Below are 17,221 nucleotides of genomic sequence, written 5' to 3'. Positions count from 1 at the left end.
ATTAATTTTTTTATAAAAAATCGTTTTTGGTGTGTATTCTTCTTTCAAGAATCTTCAAGAAAAATAAGTCCTCCATCTGGAAGAAACTAACTGGTAAGTATCGGGGTCTACTTCAACTTCTTTAGGGTAGTGAGGTTTCATCCTAGCATCGATCACAAAAGGAAAGGTATACATTGGACGGTGAGAACAAATGCCATCAATACGTACATGAAGATCAGTGGCAGGAGCAAACCTAGTAAAAACATGCCAGAGAAAGGAAAGAGAGCTTTCTACGGTTTTTTGAACATTATCGGTTAAGACCACTAGAGGCCAATTTTTTATAGAAGGGAGATCTAGTATTCTAGGAATAGAGCAGTCTGGAGTTCCTTGTAAGACTAAACATCCAGGGGAATAGGGGGCTAAATCGACAATTCCGGGTATAGCAGGACCTTGATACTCTGTGGGAAGAGTCCTTTTTGGAGCTCCAAGGCCCATTAAAATAGCCTTGGATCCTTTGTTTAATTTTGTCCCTGTATAATCGAGAGTATCTATGCTTGTGTCAGAAAAAACAATAAGGTCTTTATGCGGAACACAACGCTCTAAAATTACCGTTAACAAAGACTGGAAGTTTTTTAGTTCTACATGAAAGTCTGTTAGAAGAAGAAATTTCGTTAGCGATAACTGTCCTTCTCCTAAAATTCGAAAAGCAGAGACTAGAGCTTCCTTATAGTATCGCTCCTTAACGACAGCAGAAGCAACGCAATGGAAGCCGGCTTCAGCATAAGTGTGTAGAGAGGAGATTGAAGGCATGGTTAGAGAAATTAGCGGCGCCAAATATTCTTGTATTTGTTCTCCCAAGAAAAAATCTTCTTGCTTGGGTTTTCCAACGACGGTTGCCGGATAAATAGCGTTTTTGCGGTGATAAATAGAATGACACTTAAATATAGGAAAGTTGTGGGCCAAACTATAGTATCCATAATGATCTCCAAAAGGGCCTTCTAGACGACGCAAGTGTTTGACAGATTCTCCAAAGAAAGCAAATTCCGCATCATGAAAGATTGGCAATATAGATTCTTCACAATCAGACCAGAGCATCTTTTTATTTTGCAAAAAAGAACAAAATAAAAGCTCTGAGATACTTTCTGGAAGTGGTGTTATTGCGGATAGAATTAAAAAGGGGTTTCCGCTGATAAATATTCCTACAGGAAGATCTTTATCTAGTTGTTCTGCTTCATGAAGGTGTGCCCCTCCTCCTTTTTGGATTTGAAAATGTAGGCCTAGAGTGGAGGAGTCGAAACGCTGAAGACGATACATTCCAAGATTTTCTTTTCCAGAGAGAGGGGATCTTGTGTATACCAGTGGCAATGTAACAAAGTGGCCGCCATCTTCAGGCCATGATTTTATCATAGGAATTTTGTTGAGATCAGGAGAAACCATTCTCTTTAGTGGGCAAAAGAAAGGTGAAACCTTTCGTTTTCCTGAACGCAAGCAACGAGAGATAAGGGAACGATTCCTCCATAAAGACGAGATGGAAGGCGGAGAAGATATTAACCGTGCAATGTCTTTAAAAATATTTTTTGGACAAGAGGAAAAAGCGAGGTCTACTCTCTGTTTTGTTCCAAATAAGTTTGTGACAACAGGAAAGGGAGAGCCTAAAACTTTATGAAAGAGGAGAGCTCCACCGCCTTCGCCAATGACTCGGCGATGAATTTCCGCCAACTCTAGGTTGGGATCTACGGGAACTCTAACATCTATGAGTTGATTGGACTTCCTGAGAAGGGATAGGAACTTCCTAAGGTCTGCAGACATACCCCTTCTCCTAAGCTTGGATTAGAATGAAAAACTAGGAACTTTTTGAAGACTTACTAGAAGCTAACGCCTTCTTTAAGCCCATCTTATCAATCAAACGAAGAGCGCTGGTAGAAATTTTGAGCTTCAAAAACCTATTTTCTTCTGGGGACCAAAGACGTTTTTTGATGATGTTAGGGAGAAAGCGTCTTTTAGTCTTTCCTGTAACCTTTAAACCGATTCCCTTCTTTTTTTTGGCAATACCACGCAGGGTATAGGTAAAACCTCTCTCGGGTCTTTTGCCTGTAATTTGGCATCTTCTAGACATAACGATGACGACTCGCTTACAACTTTGTTATAAAATAACTTTTTGGAACAGAACTCTGCTGAGAACCGCAGAAATCTCCAGGGACCCATACTACTTGTTTTTTAGATATATAGAAAGAAAAAATTACTTCGAAAGAGGTTCTGAGAGAATGCTGGAAATCCTTTTATTAAAAGAATCTCTTTCTAAAAGGTCTTCTAAATAGGGTTTGCATCGATAAACCCAGTTAGTTTTAGAAATGGTGCCAGGAATATTTATTCGCTCTTTCTCCGGAGAAGAAGAAACCATTGCTGGATCCAAGGAAAGATAATCGTTTAGTAAGTTGATATGCAGTAAGCTTGCCGAGTGATGGGATGCTCTTAAAATTTTTTCTTGCGCTTCTAAAGATATTCTTTCGGTGTATGTTATACCCAGCATTTCAGCAAAACTCTTGGCTTCCAGAGGATTCTTTAGCCACCACAATAGCAAAGTGTCAGAGTCGTGGGTGGAAAGAGAGGTCAGGGATATAGGCTCATATTCAGCGAGAGGGATAAAGGATCCGTCAAAATCCCAGCGTCTTTCCCACCGAGGAATTTTTGTTCCACAAATACCTAGAGTTTTCAAGGATGTCCGTATACTTAAGGGAACATCACCAAGATCTTCTCCAACGGGGAGCATTTTCGAGAAGTGTAATAATTTTTTTAAAACATGAACTCCCTGTACTAAGAATTCAGATTCTTGGGCTGGAATAAATCTGGCTTTTCCAACCTTTGGGATAACCCACATTCGGAAAAATCCTGCCACATGGTCTAGTCGATAAAGAGAATAAAAATTTTCTGCGTAACGTAGACGTGCTTCCCACCATTCATAATGAGTAGCTTCCATAGCTTCCCAGTTATAGAGGGGAAGCTTCCAATTTTGTCCCTCTTGATTATATAGGTCAGGCGGAGCTCCGACGGAGACAGAAGAGGTAAAAAGCTTTCTGTAGTACCATACGTCTGCACTGTCGTTACTTATGAGAATAGGAATATCGCCTTTAATAAGAATTCCTAATTTGTCTGCTTCCTTTCGTACAAGAGAAAACTGTTGAAAGCATAGGTATTGTAGATACTGAAAAAAAGCTACAGAGTCAGAGTGTCTTTCTTCAAAGAATTTGATGTCGAGATGTTCTATGGCGTTTCCTGGCCATTGATTGATGGGGGAGTTCTGAAAAGATTCTCGAAGGGATCGAAATAATGCATAGGGTTTTAACCAGTACGCTTCTTTTTCGAGAAAGCTTTGAAACAAGGGATCTGTTTTTACACACATTTTCCCCACAAATTCGTAATATTCTCTAAGAATGGCGATTTTTATTTTTCTAACAGCTTCGTATTGTACAGAGTCATAATCATTCAGAGATCTCAAAAATGAAAGGTTCTCTCGAAAGGAAGAGATCTTTTCTATGTCAGGCAAAGAGGTTAAAGACAAAAATATAGGATTGAGCGCAACAGATGAAATTGAATTGTAAGGACTAGTATCTTCTCCTGTATCATTCAGAGGGAGTAACTGAACAATATGAAAGCCAATTTTTTTGCACCATAAAAACAATGGAATTAAGTCTGTAAATTCGCCTATGCCACAACTTAGTCGGGTTTTTAAAGAAAATAGAGGAACACAAACGCCATCTTTGTGGCTGATGCCTATTTTTTCCCAATGGGTGCGGGTAGGAGAGCTAAGAATTGCTCTAATAGTATCCTTTGAGATAGGTCTATTACCCTGCATTGAAGAGGTATTCTTGTTAAAAGAATCCCAATCAGAGATCATAAACTATATAAGCCTAAAGAATGTAAGTCTGGAAGATTGCCCGAATTGACGGCAGCTATCCATATAGCTGCGTGCTTAGAAAAAGATAAGGCGTACTCGTATAGCTTCTTTCCGTCTAGGTAATGCATGTTTAAAATATCACACAAAAACAATTGCTCGGTTACTTCCCCGTAAGCTAGAATGCCCTTGATTTCAGATTGATGAGAAGCATTTACTGATAAAGCAGCCTTAAACAGTCTTTCTCTAAAATTATTAGCAGGCACTTTCCCCAACATAGCTCCAATAGCAAGATTACCGTTAGGGCCGTCGGCTTCCATTTGTACTGCAACATCATTTTCTGCAAATCGAATTTTACAAGCATGGTTAGCATCGGGAACTAGGGGGGAACCAACTTCTTTGCCTAATTCCTCCATTAATTGTTCAAATTGACTTTGCATAAAAGATAGCCTCCAATTTGTTAGGACCAAGGTTTGGGTTTAGGGAAGTCGGTAGGTTTAGGGTAGTCATCATTGTTAGCATTGATGGAATCTAATGTATTGGTAATAACAGCAGCCAACTGATCTCTCTTCTCCGCCGTTGTGTAGAGACGAGGAGAGGTTTTACTTAGTCCGCGGAAAAATAGATTTAGGACAGCGGATTGAGCTTCTACGCTCGTTCCCACAAGACTTTGGACTTCATTTTGCAGTTTAGCCATAGATGGAAATTTTTCTCCGATAGTTCGGTGAAATCCTTCGGCAACTTTTACAAAATTTAGATCCGAAGGGAGAGGGATGCCCTCCATTTTAAGAGAGCTTTCCATGACAGGAAAACTAGTCTCAAAAAAATCAAAAGACGTTACGACTGCTTGGAGATTTTTAATCTCATTCATCATTACTTGCAGTTTAGCTGGATCTATGGAAGGTCCTGAAGATTTCATATCAGCAGACATGCCATTTAGGAGAAAGCTCGTCACTTTCCCCATTTCGGGAAAGGTGTATCTATCTTGAAGCATGCCGAGCAATTGCTGGCAAGAATGGGTGTCTCCTGTGACCTCTGTGTATAAAGAACGCAGCCCTGCAGGAGATACATTTAAAGATTCCGCATATTGTTGAGATGCGAATAGAATGTTTTTCCCACCAGAAACCTCTCTTTGATTTTCACTGAAAAATTGTTGGCGGGCTCTAGAAACAGCTTCTTTCAAAGCGCCTTGGGAAGCTGGAGTGGTTACATCCAAATATTCTAACGCCTGCATCTTTGATACAGGGTCAGAAAATTTTTCGTTGACCATCTTTAGAATATCTTCAGGTGAAGCATCATCGCTGATACTGTCTTTTAAAGATCGTAAATCTTTGGCAGAAATTTCTGGGTTGTTAGCGGCAGTTTTATCGGCTAAATCTTCTCCAGCTTTTTCTTCTGTCGACTTAGTCTTTTTTTCCTCTCCAGCGGAGGCTTTTTTGCGATTCTCTATGGATTCGAACTTTTCTTCTTTCTTGCGAGTCCTTGTTGCTGCCGCAGGATTGGTTAAATCCTGGCTAGCAGTAATCATGCTCATCTCAGAAGTTTCTTGATTAGCAACAACCTCTTTTGCGTCAGCAGCTGCGGCTTTTGCTTCTATTGCTGAAACATTAACAGCGCCAGCACCACCTAGACCGCCAGCTCCGCCTGATGCACTCATTAGCCCCCCTCAAAGAAGTTTAGAAAAAGAATTCTAGAAGATCTGAATTCTTCCTAAAGGCTGAATGCGAATCTCTGGGAGAATTTCCTGATAGGAGATAACAGCAATATCGGGGAACTCAGTTTCTATCAGTTTCCTTACATATCTTCTAACGTCAATTGCTGTCAACATTACTGGGGGTTGTCCTCCAGGAGGAGCCGGAGTGATTGTGTTTCTCATAGACTTCAGAATAAGGTTTACGGAATCAGGATCTAGAGCAAGATAAGAACCCGCAGAAGTTTGCTTGATAGCTCCACGAATCATTTCCTCTATCTCAGGATCTAAAAGATAGACAGAGATAGCTGACTGTCCCTGAGAAAACTTAAAGCTGATGTATAGCTTTAAAGAAGATCGCACATATTCTGTTAATAGAACAGTATCTTTTTCTGTTTGAGCCCATTCACTTAAAGATTCTAGAATCGTACGTAAATCTTTGATAGATATTTGCTCTTGAATAAGTCTCTTGAAAATTTCTGTAAGTTTTTGCAGAGGAATAAGTCGAGTAACTTCCTTGACCAAATCTGGGAAGGAGCGCTCCATGAATTCCATCATGGAACGCACTTCTTGTATGCCTAAAAACTCTTGAGAATTTCTGTGGAAGAAGTATGACAAATGTAAAATGATCACTTCTAGAGGAGTCCAATATTTAATAGCGGCCTTTTCTAGAATTCCCTTAGCTTCTTCACTCACCCAAGTAGAAGGAAGTCCTGCAGAATTTTTGTAGTTAACGAAAGGTAGGTTATACCGGGATAAGTTTTCTTCTACTTCGTTAGTGAGAACGTGGTTAGGAGGAATTTTTCCTCGAACATAAGGAACCTCATTAAGAAGGATCATGTAATCATAGCCTTCTAAAGAGGGAGAGTCTGTACGGACATGTATTCCTGGATAACGAATACCAACATCTTGGTAAAGAGCTTGGCGCATTTTAGGAATCATATCGTCAACAAAGCTCTGACCACTTTTGGTTTTTTGTTGGATCAATTTAGACAGATCCTTACCCAATTCTAGGATAACAGGAAGAGTTAATGAGTAATCATCAGCGTTCTCTCCGCTAGCCGCAGATCCATCTGCTGCTCCTACCGTTGTAGAACCTGTAGCTCCTGAGGCAGATTTCTTGGCGCCATTATTTTTCTTTGCTAAGAGGACCACGCCTAGGAATCCAAGAAGAAGAGCTAACATAGCGAAGGACCACAGCGGGAATCCTTTAAAGAAACCTATTCCTAAAGTAGCGCAAGCAGCTATTAGTAACGCTCGAGGTTCTTTGATTAACTGCGAAGAAATTTCCTTTCCAAGGTTAGTATTCTTATCACTAGAAACTCTCGTTGTTACAATACCTGCAGTAAGAGAGATTAATAACGAAGGAATTTGAGAAACCAATCCGTCCCCAATAGACAACAAGGTGTAGACGTAACCAGCTTGGGCCAAATCCATGCCGTGCATAGTGACCCCAATAATCAGTCCTCCAACGATATTAATTAAGGAGATGACGATACCGGCGATAACGTCTCCCTTAATAAATTTCATGGCACCGTCCATGGCTCCATAAAGCTCACTTTCTTTTTGAATTTGAGCTCGCTTGTCCCTAGCTTGAGAAGCATCAATCATTCCAGCTCTAAGGTCAGCATCAATAGCCATTTGTTTACCAGGCATAGCATCCAATCGGAACCTGGCAGCAACCTCAGCAACCCTCTCAGCACCTTTAGTAACAACAATAAACTGAATAATGGTGATGATCAGGAAGATAATAAATCCTACGACATAGTTCCCTCCAACAACGAAGTCTCCAAAAGCTTGAATGACGTGCCCAGCAAAAGCTTTTAATAAGATTTGTCGTGATGAGGAAATGTTAATTCCTAGACGAAACATTGTTGTGATAAGGAGGAGTGAAGGGAAAACGGAAAGTTGCAAGGCGCTAGGAATGTAGAGAGCTACCATCAACAGGAAAACCGAAACGCCTAAGTTGACTGTAATCATCAAATCCACAATTGCTGGAGGAAGTGGGATGATGATCATCAAGACGACGCCAATCATCCAAACAGCTAACAGCAAATCGCTTGACTTATTAATTAGATTAAGAGCGGCTTCTCCACCAAAAGTTTTACTAACAAAATTTAGTAATTTATTCATCAATCTTCGTCTTTGTTAAGATCTTTAGCGTTAGAGTTTTGTGCGTTAAGAGAGGTTACGTATAAGAGGATTTCCCCAATAGCTTCATACGTTGATTCTGGAATAAACTTCAACTCTTTTCCTTCTTCCCAAAGTTGGTGTGCTAGTGGGACGTTCCTCATGACCGGAATGTTGTGTTTCTCTGCTTCTTCAATGATTTTTCTCGCTCTATAATCGGCTCCCATGGCAATGATCCATGGCGCTTTGTACTTCTCTGGCATATAGCCTATGGCCACGGCAATATCTCTAGGATTGGAAACCACTGCGCTAGCATGCTTAATTTGAGATGAAGAGTCTTCGTAGGCAATTTCTTGTGCTATCTGTCTTCTTCTGCCTTTAATTTCGGGGTTACCTTCTGTATCTTTAAATTCTTGTTTCACCTCAAACTTTTCCATTTTTAGTTCTTTGGCGAAATTGTGTCGTTGGTAAACAAGGTCAGCAACAGCAACAACAAGAAAGAAAATGCCTATAGAGGTGGTAGCTTTTAACAAAATTTGTTTGAAAATTTCTGCAGAAGCTATAGGAGAGATTCCTGCGGTTTCTATGAGAAGAGCTGCTCTACTTTTGATAGTAAAGTACAATATTAATGCTGCGCCAAAAATCTTGAGCACAGACTTCATTAACTCGATAAAAGTTTTAAGCTTGAACTTTTGTTTTAAGTTGTCGATGGGGTTAAATTTTTTTAAATCTGGTTTAAAAACTTCTGTGGAAAATGTTGGTCCAACAATTAAAAATCCTATTAATAATCCAATAACAGAGACGACTCCTAACAAAGGAAGAGAGGTCGTTAATATTAATAGCAAACACTTATGGAGATAAAATAGGGTAACCCTAGGTTCATGATTGGTTGGAGCTTGGATCAATACCGACGATAAAAAAGAGCCCAGCTGCTCATAGAAAAAGTTAGCTAAATAAAAAGCTGTGGTCATAGAGACTATAAATGTAACCGCGGAGGGAAAGTCTTGCGATTTTGCTACCTGACCTTTTTTTCTAGCATCTCTAAGTCGCTTTGGCGTCGCCTTCTCTGTCTTTTCACCCATATTGCGCCAATGTTTTATTGATACGTCTTAAAGTATCGCACTTTTTAGTCTCTAAGGTTAATCCGGAAATTACCTTAATGAAGGGTTTTTAAACAAGCTCATCCTCGAGTCTTGAGATTTTTATCTTTGAGAGAGCTAAGCTTCAGGATGCGAGTGAAATAATATGTCGCTTTTGGTATATACTTTCTTTCCGTCGCACCAGTATCGAACTCTAGGAGGTAGTGGGTGAGCCATACCGAATGTGGAATTGTTGGCCTTCCTAATGTGGGAAAATCAGGGTTATTTAACGCTTTAACAGGCGCGGGGATTGCTTCTAGCAATTATCCTTTTTGCACTATCGATCCTAATGTAGGAATAGTTTCCGTCAAAGACGAGAGACTTTTGAAACTAGCCACTATAAGTGGTAGCGAAAAACTTATTTATGCAGATGTAAAATTTGTTGACATAGCAGGGTTGGTTAAAGGCGCTGCCTCTGGGGAAGGGTTGGGAAATAAGTTTCTATCGCACGTTAGAGAAACTCATGCCATTGCTCATGTAGTGAGATGTTTTGAAAACACTGAAATTACGCATGTCGCGGGGAAAATTGATCCTGAGGATGATATATCAACAATAAATTTAGAACTAATCTTATCGGATTTTTCTTCAGCTCAAAGTATTTATACTAAGGCTGAAAAGGCCGCTAAAGGAAAAAAAGAGCCTGCACTTTTACTGAGTGCGTTAGAAAAAGTTCTTAAACACCTGGAAAGTGAACAACCTGTACGCACTTTAGATCTCAGCGATGCAGAAAGGGAGGTATTGAAACCCTATCCTTTTCTAACAAAGAAGCCCATTCTGTATATAGCTAATATAGATGAAGATTCTCTTGGAAGTCTTTCTAACGAGTACGTAGAAAAAGTAAAAAAAATAGCTTCTTTAGAAAAAGCTCCTGTAATTCCTATTTGTGTACGATTAGAAGAAGAGCTTGCCGCTTTGCCTAAAGAAGAAGCAGATGAAATATTATTGTCTATGGGCTTGAAGGAGTCGGGGCTAACTAGGTTAGTTCGATCTGCTTACGATACTTTAGGGCTTATATCTTATTTCACCACAGGTCCTATAGAAACTAGGGCTTGGACTATTTCAAAAGGGACTAAAGCGCCTGAAGCAGCCTCTGCTATTCATACAGATATTTGTAAGGGATTCATTCGCGCGGAAGTTGTGTCTATGGAAGACATGATTGCTTATGGAGGAAGAGCTGGAGCACGGGAGAATGGAAAGCTAAGGTCTGAGGGTAAGGATTACATCGTTCAAGACGGAGACGTTATATTATTCCTGCATAATTAAGATAAAACATCCAATCTTGAGGAGGGGACTAGGGAGCTAAGGGATATGGGGAATCTTGCTGCGGTTCCTTGGCAATTAACAGCTCTTCTCCTACCTCCATCAAGTAGGGGGCTATGTCAAAGTGTTCGTTGTCGAGAAGATTTCCATCTATGCAGTCTTTGAGCAAAAAGTTCCCACTTCTAGATCTACAAAGTTCTTCTAAGTAGGCTCCACAGCCTAACATGTTACCTAGCTCGTGAGCAATGCTTCTAATATAAGTGCCTTTACTACAGGAAGCAGAAAAGAAAACTCTAGGGTACTCGTATTTCGTAATTTTTAAAGAAACTCGTACCCTACATTCGGATCTTTCAATAACAATGCCCTTCCTAGCGTATTCATAGAGCTTTCTTCCTTGAACTTTTTTAGCCGAAAACATAGGAGGAACTTGTAAGATTTCTCCTTGAAAGGATTCCGAAGCTGTTAATACTTCCTGCAAAGTTGGGACTTTTTTTGATCTACCAACAACTTTTCCGTCACAGTCATATGAATCTGTGGTAGTGCCCAAATGAGCAATAGCATCATATTCTTTGTCCTGAAAAAGAAGTTTGTCTGATAGGCGCGTATACCTTCTTCCTAGGAGCATGACCATTACACCCGTAGCAAAAGGATCTAGAGTGCCTGCATGACCAATTTTTTTTATGCCAGTAAGCTTTGTTAGCGCGCGAATAAGGCTAAAAGAAGTTCTTCCCTTGGGTTTATTTACGAGAAGGATACCTTCCTTAAGATCGGTCATTAATTTCATAATATTTCATCAGTTTGATCTAAAGAAGAAGGAGATGTCTTCTCTTCTTCTTTTATCTTCCACAAAAGTTCTTCTACACGATCCTGTGGAGAAAAAATATCTTCCAAACAGAAGTCTAGCTCAGGGAAGTACTTAAGAACAATGCCTTTAGAAGCTCTACAAGCTATGAAGCCAGAGGAAGAGTTTAAAGCCTCTAAAGTTTCTTCTGAACCATTTTTTGAATTCGGCATAATAGATACGTATACCTTTGCGGTATGCATGTCTGGAGAAACAGAAACTCTAGTGACAGTAATCCATTCGTTGGAAATCTTTGGATGTTGAACTTCCCTAAGGATTACTTGTGCTATAGCTTCTCTAAGTAGGGCATTGGCTTTCTTTAATCTTCTGCTTTCCGTCATAAGGATTTTTACTACAGTTTTTGAGGGTGGTAAATAATCTCGTAACATTGAATGGTGTCGCCAATTTTAGCTAATCCATATCCATCCAGCAGTACGCCACATTCAAGCCCCTTCTTTACTTCTCGAACATCTTCTTTAATTCGTTTCAGAGAAGATATGGAGCCCTTCCAGATAACCTCTTTATTTCGCACCAAATTAACTTTTTGATTTCTTACGATGCTGCCTTCAACTACTAAACAGCCGTAGATACATCCTAACTGAGATGATTTGAAAATTTCTTTAATTTCTGCAGAACCCAGAGGCTTTTCCTCCATAATAGGATCTAATAAATCGGCCATCATTGCTTCCACGTCATCGATGGCGTGGTAGATGATATCGTGTAGCTTTACTCGAACTCCGAGACTTTTAATAAGAGGCTCTGCATGACTTTCTATTGAAGTATGAAAACCTAATATAGTTGTCTTAGAAGCTGCGGCTAAACGAATATCCGACTCTGAAATTTCTCCAACTCCGGTAGAAACAATGTCTACCTTCACTTTATCAGATTTTATCTTTGCTATGGATCCCACTAAAGCTTCTATAGATCCTTGTACGTCTGCTTTAACAATAAGTTTCAACACCTTTCTGTTTTGGAGCAAAGCGTCAAAAGAAAGATTACGCTTTTGTTGAAGAGCAAATCTCTGCTTACCAGCAATTCTGGCTTCGATAATCTCTTTTGCTGTTTTTTCATTCTTTACCACAACAAAAGGGTCACCAGCTTTAGGAATTCCAGAAAGTCCGGTGATTAACGCTGGGGTAGCGGGACAAGCTTCTTTCATGGAATGATTGTGCTCGTCATGCATAGTTTTTATTCTTCCGTAGCAATCGTTGAATACCAAAGAATCTCCGACCCGTAGAGTTCCATTTTGGACTAAAACTGTTGCAACATGTCCTAATCCTTTGTGTAATTCGGACTCAATAACCAAGCCTCTGGCTCTGTTGCTAGGATCTGCTTTTAACTCTAGAACCTCAGCTTGTAAAGCTAACATTTCCAGTAGTTCTGTAAGGCCTTCTCCGGTCTTGGCTGAGGTGTTTACAGTAGCGGTCGTTCCACCCCAAGCTTCTGGTAAAAGATTGAACTCGGATAATTGTCGGTACACATTCTCAGCATTAAAATTGGGTTTATCTGCTTTATTAATGGCGACAACAATGACAATCCCGGCGGTTAAAGCATGCTTGATAGCCTCCGTTGTTTGTTCTTTAATTCCTTCGTCTCCAGCGACGACTAGAACAACAATGTCGCAGATCTCAGCCCCTCGAGCTCTCATGGCTGAGAAAGCCTCGTGTCCAGGGGTGTCTAAGATAGTGATATCTCCCACGGGAGTAGAACAACGAAAGGCTCCCATATGCTGAGTTATGGCTCCGGCTTCGCCTGAAGCTATATTACTTTTTCTCAGAGCATCTATAAGACTAGTTTTTCCGTGGTCAACATGTCCCATAAAAGCCACTACAGGGGGTCTAATTGCTAGTTTTTCCGGAGAAGTTTCATTAACCTCTTCCTTAACAGAGTTAGATACTACCTGAATCTTTTCCTTTTCGGAGTGATCTATTTCTACGGTACATCCAAATTCAGATCCAATGAACTGAACAGTTGTTTCGTCATCCAAAACGTCATTCACAACGTAGGTCATACCATGTATAAACATCTTTTGAATAAGCTCCGAGGCTTTAAGCTTCATCTCAGCAGCTAAATCTTTCACAGTAATGGGGAGAGGGACTTTAATAGAAGTAGGGCGTTGCACGACGTGGTCTTCATAAGACTTTTTCTGTTTGGTTCGCTTTTTTCGCCACTTGTCATCATCGCTACCTTCATTTAGACCGTACCGATCCCTGCCAGAAAAAGATTTGACGGATTCCGAAGATTTTTTTCTACCATCTCTAAACTCTGGTATAGATTTTTTCGAGTCCTTCCTAAGAAATCCTCTGCTATTATTTCCCGCTCCTGCCGATAAATCTGTTTTCTTTGAGGGAGAAGCTGGAGAGGAGCCCTCCTCTGAAGCTTCTGCTGAGACTTGTGTTGAAGATGGCTCTGAGGCGTCTGAGCTATCACTTTTATTATTGTAGACTTTGGAGAGGAGGTGGTTGATGTGTTTTCCTGTAGGGCCAAATTTAGATTTAATAGTAACTTTGGCAGGTTTTTTCTCGACAGAAGACTCTTGTTGAATGGAAGGAGTCTTTTGTTCCGCCTTCTCAATTGTGGTAGAAGCAATCGTTGGTGTTTCTTGAAACTCCTCCTTCTCCAACCCTTCAGAAACGGCTTCTTCATTAGAGGACTCATCAGGAGTAAAGCTGTTTTCTAAAGGAGATACTTCCTTAGAAGGAGAGGGCGACACCTCAGGAAGGGCCTCCTCTTGCTGCTCCAAAGAGCTTTCCACCTCCAAGGATTGCTGGGGTTCTTCCTGAGGAATAATAGCTTCTTCCAGTGCAGTAAACGAAGACTTTGATTTTGCGCGAATACGACGAGGGGGAGAGCTTTCTCCGAAGCCTGACTCTACCGTTAAAGTTGAAGAGGAAGAAGACGCAGACTCAGCACTTTCCTGTGTGATCTTGGCTGACTTGCTTTTTGCGGACTTCACTCCGCTTTTTTCTTCCTGAGGTTTCGCTTCAGAACCGGCTTGAGCAAGCTTTGCTTTAAGCTTATCTAATCCAGCGGCTTTAGTCAGTTTTGAATTTTTAATCTTCAGTTTTAGGTTTTTCGTCAATTTTATGCTCTCCATGTTTACTGACTTGCTCAAGAATTTTATAAGCAAGGTCTAAACTAATCCCGGGGACAGAAGCTAGTTCGCTAGCATTAGCCAACAAAACTTTTCTTATAGTGTCATATCCTGCCTGTACCAGATTCTGGACCACTAGCTTGCTAATATTTTCCACGTCTAGAGGCTTATCTAACTCTGGGTTTTCAAACTCGGCCAATTGAAGTCGTTGAATTTCTAGAAGCTTATTATATTCACTCATTCTTTGAACTTCTAATTCGTAGCCAAGAATTTGACTAATGAGTCTAGCGTTAATGCCTTTTTTCCCAATAACAGTGGCATAATCTGAATCATTAACGACTATGGCAACAACTTTATCGTCTTCTAAAATAGCTATTTTTTGAATTTCTATAGGGAGTAAAAGGTTTTGCAACATTTCTACAGGGGAGGAAGAGTAGTTGACAATATCTATTTTTTCTTCATTAAGCTCTCGAATAATATTTTTAACCCGAACTCCGCGCATTCCCACAAAAGCGCCCACAGGATCTGTTTTAGGGTCGGTAGAGCGAACGGCCAGCTTAGTTCGATACCCGGCCTCTCTGGCGATTTTTACTATTTCGACAACCCCATCTTCTAACTCAGGAACTTCTTGCTGGAACAATTGGCGAACAAATTCCGGATGGCTGCGACTTAGAATGACCTCTGCCCCACCGTTGTCCAGCTCTTGAACCTCGTAAAGAAGAGCATAAATTTTATCACCAACTTTATATTTGTCCGTTTTAGGATAAAACCTGGCTGGAAGAAGTGCTTCGACTTTGCCCAAATCGACAATCAAATTAGAGCCTTTAGAAAAGCGTTTAACTACTCCAGAGATGATTTCGTTTATTCTATGACGATACTCTTCATAAATTACATCTCTTTCCGCATGACGCAGTTTTTGACTGATGATCTGTCTGGCAGCGTGTGCTGCAATTCTTCCAAAGTTTTCTGAAAAGAAGGGAACATCTATGTATTGGCCGATCTCAGAGTCAGGATCATATTCTCTAGCTTTGTCTAAAGAAATTTCTTTGCTTGGATTTTTACAAACGTCAACAATTTCTTTCTCGCAGAAGACTTCTATATCTCCCGTTCGAGGATTAATATTCACAGATACATTGGCTTCATCTCTCAAGCTTTTTTTTGCTGCTGTTTTCAAAGCAACCTCTATAGCTCCAATAACAGTGGAACGATTGATACCTTTCTCTCTTTCCATGTAATCGAAGATAGCCACAAGATCTTTATTCATTTGTCTCCCTGGGTAAGGAAAGTATTTTTAAAATAAAGTTGTGTCCAAGGGGGCGAACTCCTTGGAACACAACAGATGATACAACTACTTAGTTTTCTTTTTTCTACCTTTTTTTGTAGAGGAAAGATCTTCTTCATCGAGCATCTCTTCAGAATCATCTTCGGAGAGGTTTTCTATGACAATATTGTCTTTATCAAAGGCTGCGCTAGATTTACTAGACTGCTCTTTGATGGAAAGAGAAACCTTTTTATGCTCAGGATCTAGTTTTAAAACTCTAGCGGTAACAGAGTCCCCGACAGAAACAACATCCTCTACCTTAGAAAAGGCTTGATCAGAAAGCTCGGAAACATGAATTAGTCCCTCGATTCCATTTTGCAATTCTACAAAGGCTCCAAAGGCTGTGATTTTCGTTACAACTCCGGTCACGACTGATCCAGGAGGAATAATTTCTTCAATTTCATCCCAGGGATTAGAGCTTAACTGCTTTACACCCAAGGTGATTTTCTTGCTTTCTTTATCTACGGAAAGAATAACAGCTTCAACCTTGTTGCCTTTTTTGAAAAGCTCTGAAGGGTGGGAAACCTTTCTTATCCAACTCATATCGGAAATGTGGATCAAGCCTTCTATTCCGGGCTCTAATTCTACAAAGGCTCCATAGTTGGTCAAATTTTTGATTTCCGCCTGAACTTGCAAGCCTATAGGATACTTTGCTTCGATGTTATCCCATGGGTTGTGCTCAGTTTGCTTCAGGCCGAGAGAAATTTTTCCTTCGTCTTTTTGAATAGATAGAACCACCGCCTCGACTTCATCGCCTTTATTTACAACTTCGCTAGGATCAATAACATTTTTCACCCAAGACATTTCGGAGACGTGGATCAAGCCTTCAATGCCGTCCTCTATTTCTATGAAAGCTCCATAAGGGAGGAGTTTTACAATCTTCCCTGTCACACGTTTTCCTGGAGGATATCTCTTTTCTATGTCTTCCCAAGGGTTGTGTTCTTTTTGTTTCAACCCGAGAGCTACTCGACCTTTCTCTTTATCAACACTTAAAATTACGACTTCCAGTTCTTGGTTTAGCTCGACCATTTCAGAGGGATGCTTAATTCTTTTCCAAGTCATATCTGTGATATGAAGCAACCCATCTATTCCATCTAGGTCCAAGAAAACGCCAAAGTCAGTAATGTTTTTGACAATCCCTTTACGTCTTTCTCCGACAACAATTTTCTCGATTAACTCGGCCTTCTTAGAAATTCTTTCAGCTTCGAGAAGTTCTCTTCTAGAAACAACTACATTCCTTCGCTCGACATTTATTTTTAAAATCTTGAATTCGCAAACCTTGCCGACATAATCATCGAGATTCTTAATTTTCTTATTGTCTATCTGTGATCCGGGCAAGAAGGCTTCCATGCCAATGTCTACCATAAGCCCGCCCTTGACCTTTCGAACGATCTGTCCTTTGACGATAGATCCTTCTTCGCAGTGAGTTAAAATATACTCCCACTGACGTTGACGTGTAGCTTTCTCTCTAGAAAGAACCACCTTCCCTTCGTCGTCTTCCGCCTGGTCTAAGTAAACCTCGACTTCAGCGCCCAAGGCTAATCCCTCGGAGGAGTCCACAAATTCCGCCATAGGAACCACGCCTTCAGACTTTAACCCAACGTCAACAACAACGAAGTCCTTATTGATGTCAACAACGATACCTCTAAGAATAGCTCCAGGAAGGATTTTTTCTTCAGGTTCGTTGTCTTCATGTTTGATTCCGTGATTGGAATAGAGGAGGTTTTCAAACTCCTGCATATCGCTCGCTAAAAACTCGACATCGTCAAGAATTTTACTGGATCCCCAGGTGTATTCGGATTGTTTTGGCATTTATTGTTATTCTCCTAAAAACTACAAAAGTCAAAAGAGACAGTGTAAATATTAACCTTAAAA

13 protein-coding genes are annotated in these 17,221 nt (G+C 40.4%); 1 reads left to right on the top strand and 12 read right to left on the bottom strand.

The annotated features are described in order from the left end of the window. Positions 1-54: 54 nt before the first annotated feature. From KJA58_RS01860 to sctU, 7 genes are all read right to left on the bottom strand, one after another. Complete coding sequence (locus KJA58_RS01860) at positions 55-1,788, bottom strand: UbiD family decarboxylase (protein ID WP_213357768.1); 1,734 nt, start codon at positions 1,786-1,788, stop codon at positions 55-57. Positions 1,789-1,822: 34 nt separating this feature from the next. Next, complete coding sequence (gene rpmB, locus KJA58_RS01855; protein ID WP_213357767.1) at positions 1,823-2,095, bottom strand: 50S ribosomal protein L28; 273 nt, start codon at positions 2,093-2,095, stop codon at positions 1,823-1,825. A 123-nt stretch (positions 2,096-2,218) separates the two neighbouring features. Further along, positions 2,219-3,832, bottom strand: coding sequence for a 4-alpha-glucanotransferase (locus tag KJA58_RS01850; protein WP_213357766.1), 1,614 nt, complete (start codon positions 3,830-3,832; stop codon positions 2,219-2,221). 38 nt (positions 3,833-3,870) lie between these two features. Further along, positions 3,871-4,311, bottom strand: a complete 441-nt coding sequence (locus KJA58_RS01845; protein WP_213357765.1) for a CesT family type III secretion system chaperone — start codon at positions 4,309-4,311, stop codon at positions 3,871-3,873. Between the two features lie 20 nt (positions 4,312-4,331). Continuing rightward, the gene (gene sctW, locus KJA58_RS01840) at positions 4,332-5,528 is read right to left on the bottom strand and encodes a type III secretion system gatekeeper subunit SctW (protein ID WP_213357764.1); all 1,197 of its coding nucleotides are present in this window, start codon (positions 5,526-5,528) and stop codon (positions 4,332-4,334) included. Between the two features lie 33 nt (positions 5,529-5,561). Continuing rightward, complete coding sequence (sctV, locus tag KJA58_RS01835) at positions 5,562-7,694, bottom strand: type III secretion system export apparatus subunit SctV (RefSeq protein WP_213357763.1); 2,133 nt, start codon at positions 7,692-7,694, stop codon at positions 5,562-5,564. After that, a complete protein-coding gene (sctU, locus tag KJA58_RS01830) occupies positions 7,694-8,773 on the bottom strand; it encodes a type III secretion system export apparatus subunit SctU (protein ID WP_213357762.1) in 1,080 nt (359 codons plus the stop codon). The genes sctV and sctU overlap by 1 nt, the downstream gene beginning before the upstream one ends. 225 nt (positions 8,774-8,998) lie before the next feature. Here sctU and ychF point away from each other — a divergent pair, with 225 nt between their 5' ends. Next, entirely contained in the window at positions 8,999-10,093 is a 1,095-nt protein-coding gene (ychF, locus tag KJA58_RS01825) for a redox-regulated ATPase YchF (RefSeq protein ID WP_213357761.1), read from the top strand. A 28-nt stretch (positions 10,094-10,121) separates the two neighbouring features. Here ychF and truB read toward each other — a convergent pair whose 3' ends face one another. From truB to rpsA, 5 genes are all read right to left on the bottom strand, one after another. Continuing rightward, complete coding sequence (gene truB, locus KJA58_RS01820) at positions 10,122-10,874, bottom strand: tRNA pseudouridine(55) synthase TruB (RefSeq protein ID WP_213357760.1); 753 nt, start codon at positions 10,872-10,874, stop codon at positions 10,122-10,124. Then, positions 10,871-11,272 carry a 30S ribosome-binding factor RbfA gene (gene rbfA, locus KJA58_RS01815; protein ID WP_213357759.1) on the bottom strand — a complete coding sequence of 134 codons (402 nt, stop codon included), beginning with the start codon at positions 11,270-11,272 and terminating at the stop codon, positions 10,871-10,873. The genes truB and rbfA overlap by 4 nt, the downstream gene beginning before the upstream one ends. A gap of 11 nt (positions 11,273-11,283) precedes the next feature. After that, on the bottom strand, positions 11,284-14,028 hold the full coding sequence (gene infB, locus KJA58_RS01810; RefSeq protein ID WP_213357758.1) for a translation initiation factor IF-2: 2,745 nt from the start codon (positions 14,026-14,028) through the stop codon (positions 11,284-11,286). Continuing rightward, positions 13,985-15,289 carry a transcription termination factor NusA gene (nusA, locus tag KJA58_RS01805; protein WP_213357757.1) on the bottom strand — a complete coding sequence of 435 codons (1,305 nt, stop codon included), beginning with the start codon at positions 15,287-15,289 and terminating at the stop codon, positions 13,985-13,987. Before nusA ends, infB begins: the two co-directional genes overlap by 44 nt. An 84-nt stretch (positions 15,290-15,373) precedes the next feature. Beyond that, positions 15,374-17,158: a 30S ribosomal protein S1 gene (gene rpsA, locus KJA58_RS01800; protein ID WP_213357756.1), complete on the bottom strand. Its 1,785-nt coding sequence runs from the start codon at positions 17,156-17,158 to the stop codon at positions 15,374-15,376. Between the last annotated feature and the right edge of the window lie 63 nt (positions 17,159-17,221).

Origin of the sequence: Chlamydiifrater phoenicopteri (assembly GCF_902807005.1) — a bacterium.
Classification (GTDB): Bacteria; Chlamydiota; Chlamydiia; order Chlamydiales; family Chlamydiaceae; genus Chlamydiifrater; species Chlamydiifrater phoenicopteri.
The sequence above is the reverse complement of the archived record's forward strand: the minus strand, read 5'-3'. Positions and strand labels throughout refer to the sequence as shown.

Bases quoted from the DNA above. Each gene is read 5' to 3' on its own strand.
- KJA58_RS01860 (WP_213357768.1), bottom strand. From the start codon at position 1,788: ATGTCTGCAGACCTTAGGAAGTTCCTATCCCTTCTCAGGAAGTCCAAT.
- rpmB (WP_213357767.1), bottom strand. From the start codon at position 2,095: ATGTCTAGAAGATGCCAAATTACAGGCAAAAGACCCGAGAGAGGTTTT.
- KJA58_RS01850 (WP_213357766.1), bottom strand. From the start codon at position 3,832: ATGCAGGGTAATAGACCTATCTCAAAGGATACTATTAGAGCAATTCTT.
- KJA58_RS01845 (WP_213357765.1), bottom strand. From the start codon at position 4,311: ATGCAAAGTCAATTTGAACAATTAATGGAGGAATTAGGCAAAGAAGTT.
- sctW (WP_213357764.1), bottom strand. From the start codon at position 5,528: ATGAGTGCATCAGGCGGAGCTGGCGGTCTAGGTGGTGCTGGCGCTGTT.
- sctV (WP_213357763.1), bottom strand. From the start codon at position 7,694: ATGAATAAATTACTAAATTTTGTTAGTAAAACTTTTGGTGGAGAAGCC.
- sctU (WP_213357762.1), bottom strand. From the start codon at position 8,773: ATGGGTGAAAAGACAGAGAAGGCGACGCCAAAGCGACTTAGAGATGCT.
- truB (WP_213357760.1), bottom strand. From the start codon at position 10,874: ATGAAATTAATGACCGATCTTAAGGAAGGTATCCTTCTCGTAAATAAA.
- rbfA (WP_213357759.1), bottom strand. From the start codon at position 11,272: ATGACGGAAAGCAGAAGATTAAAGAAAGCCAATGCCCTACTTAGAGAA.
- infB (WP_213357758.1), bottom strand. From the start codon at position 14,028: ATGGAGAGCATAAAATTGACGAAAAACCTAAAACTGAAGATTAAAAAT.
- nusA (WP_213357757.1), bottom strand. From the start codon at position 15,289: ATGAATAAAGATCTTGTGGCTATCTTCGATTACATGGAAAGAGAGAAA.
- rpsA (WP_213357756.1), bottom strand. From the start codon at position 17,158: ATGCCAAAACAATCCGAATACACCTGGGGATCCAGTAAAATTCTTGAC.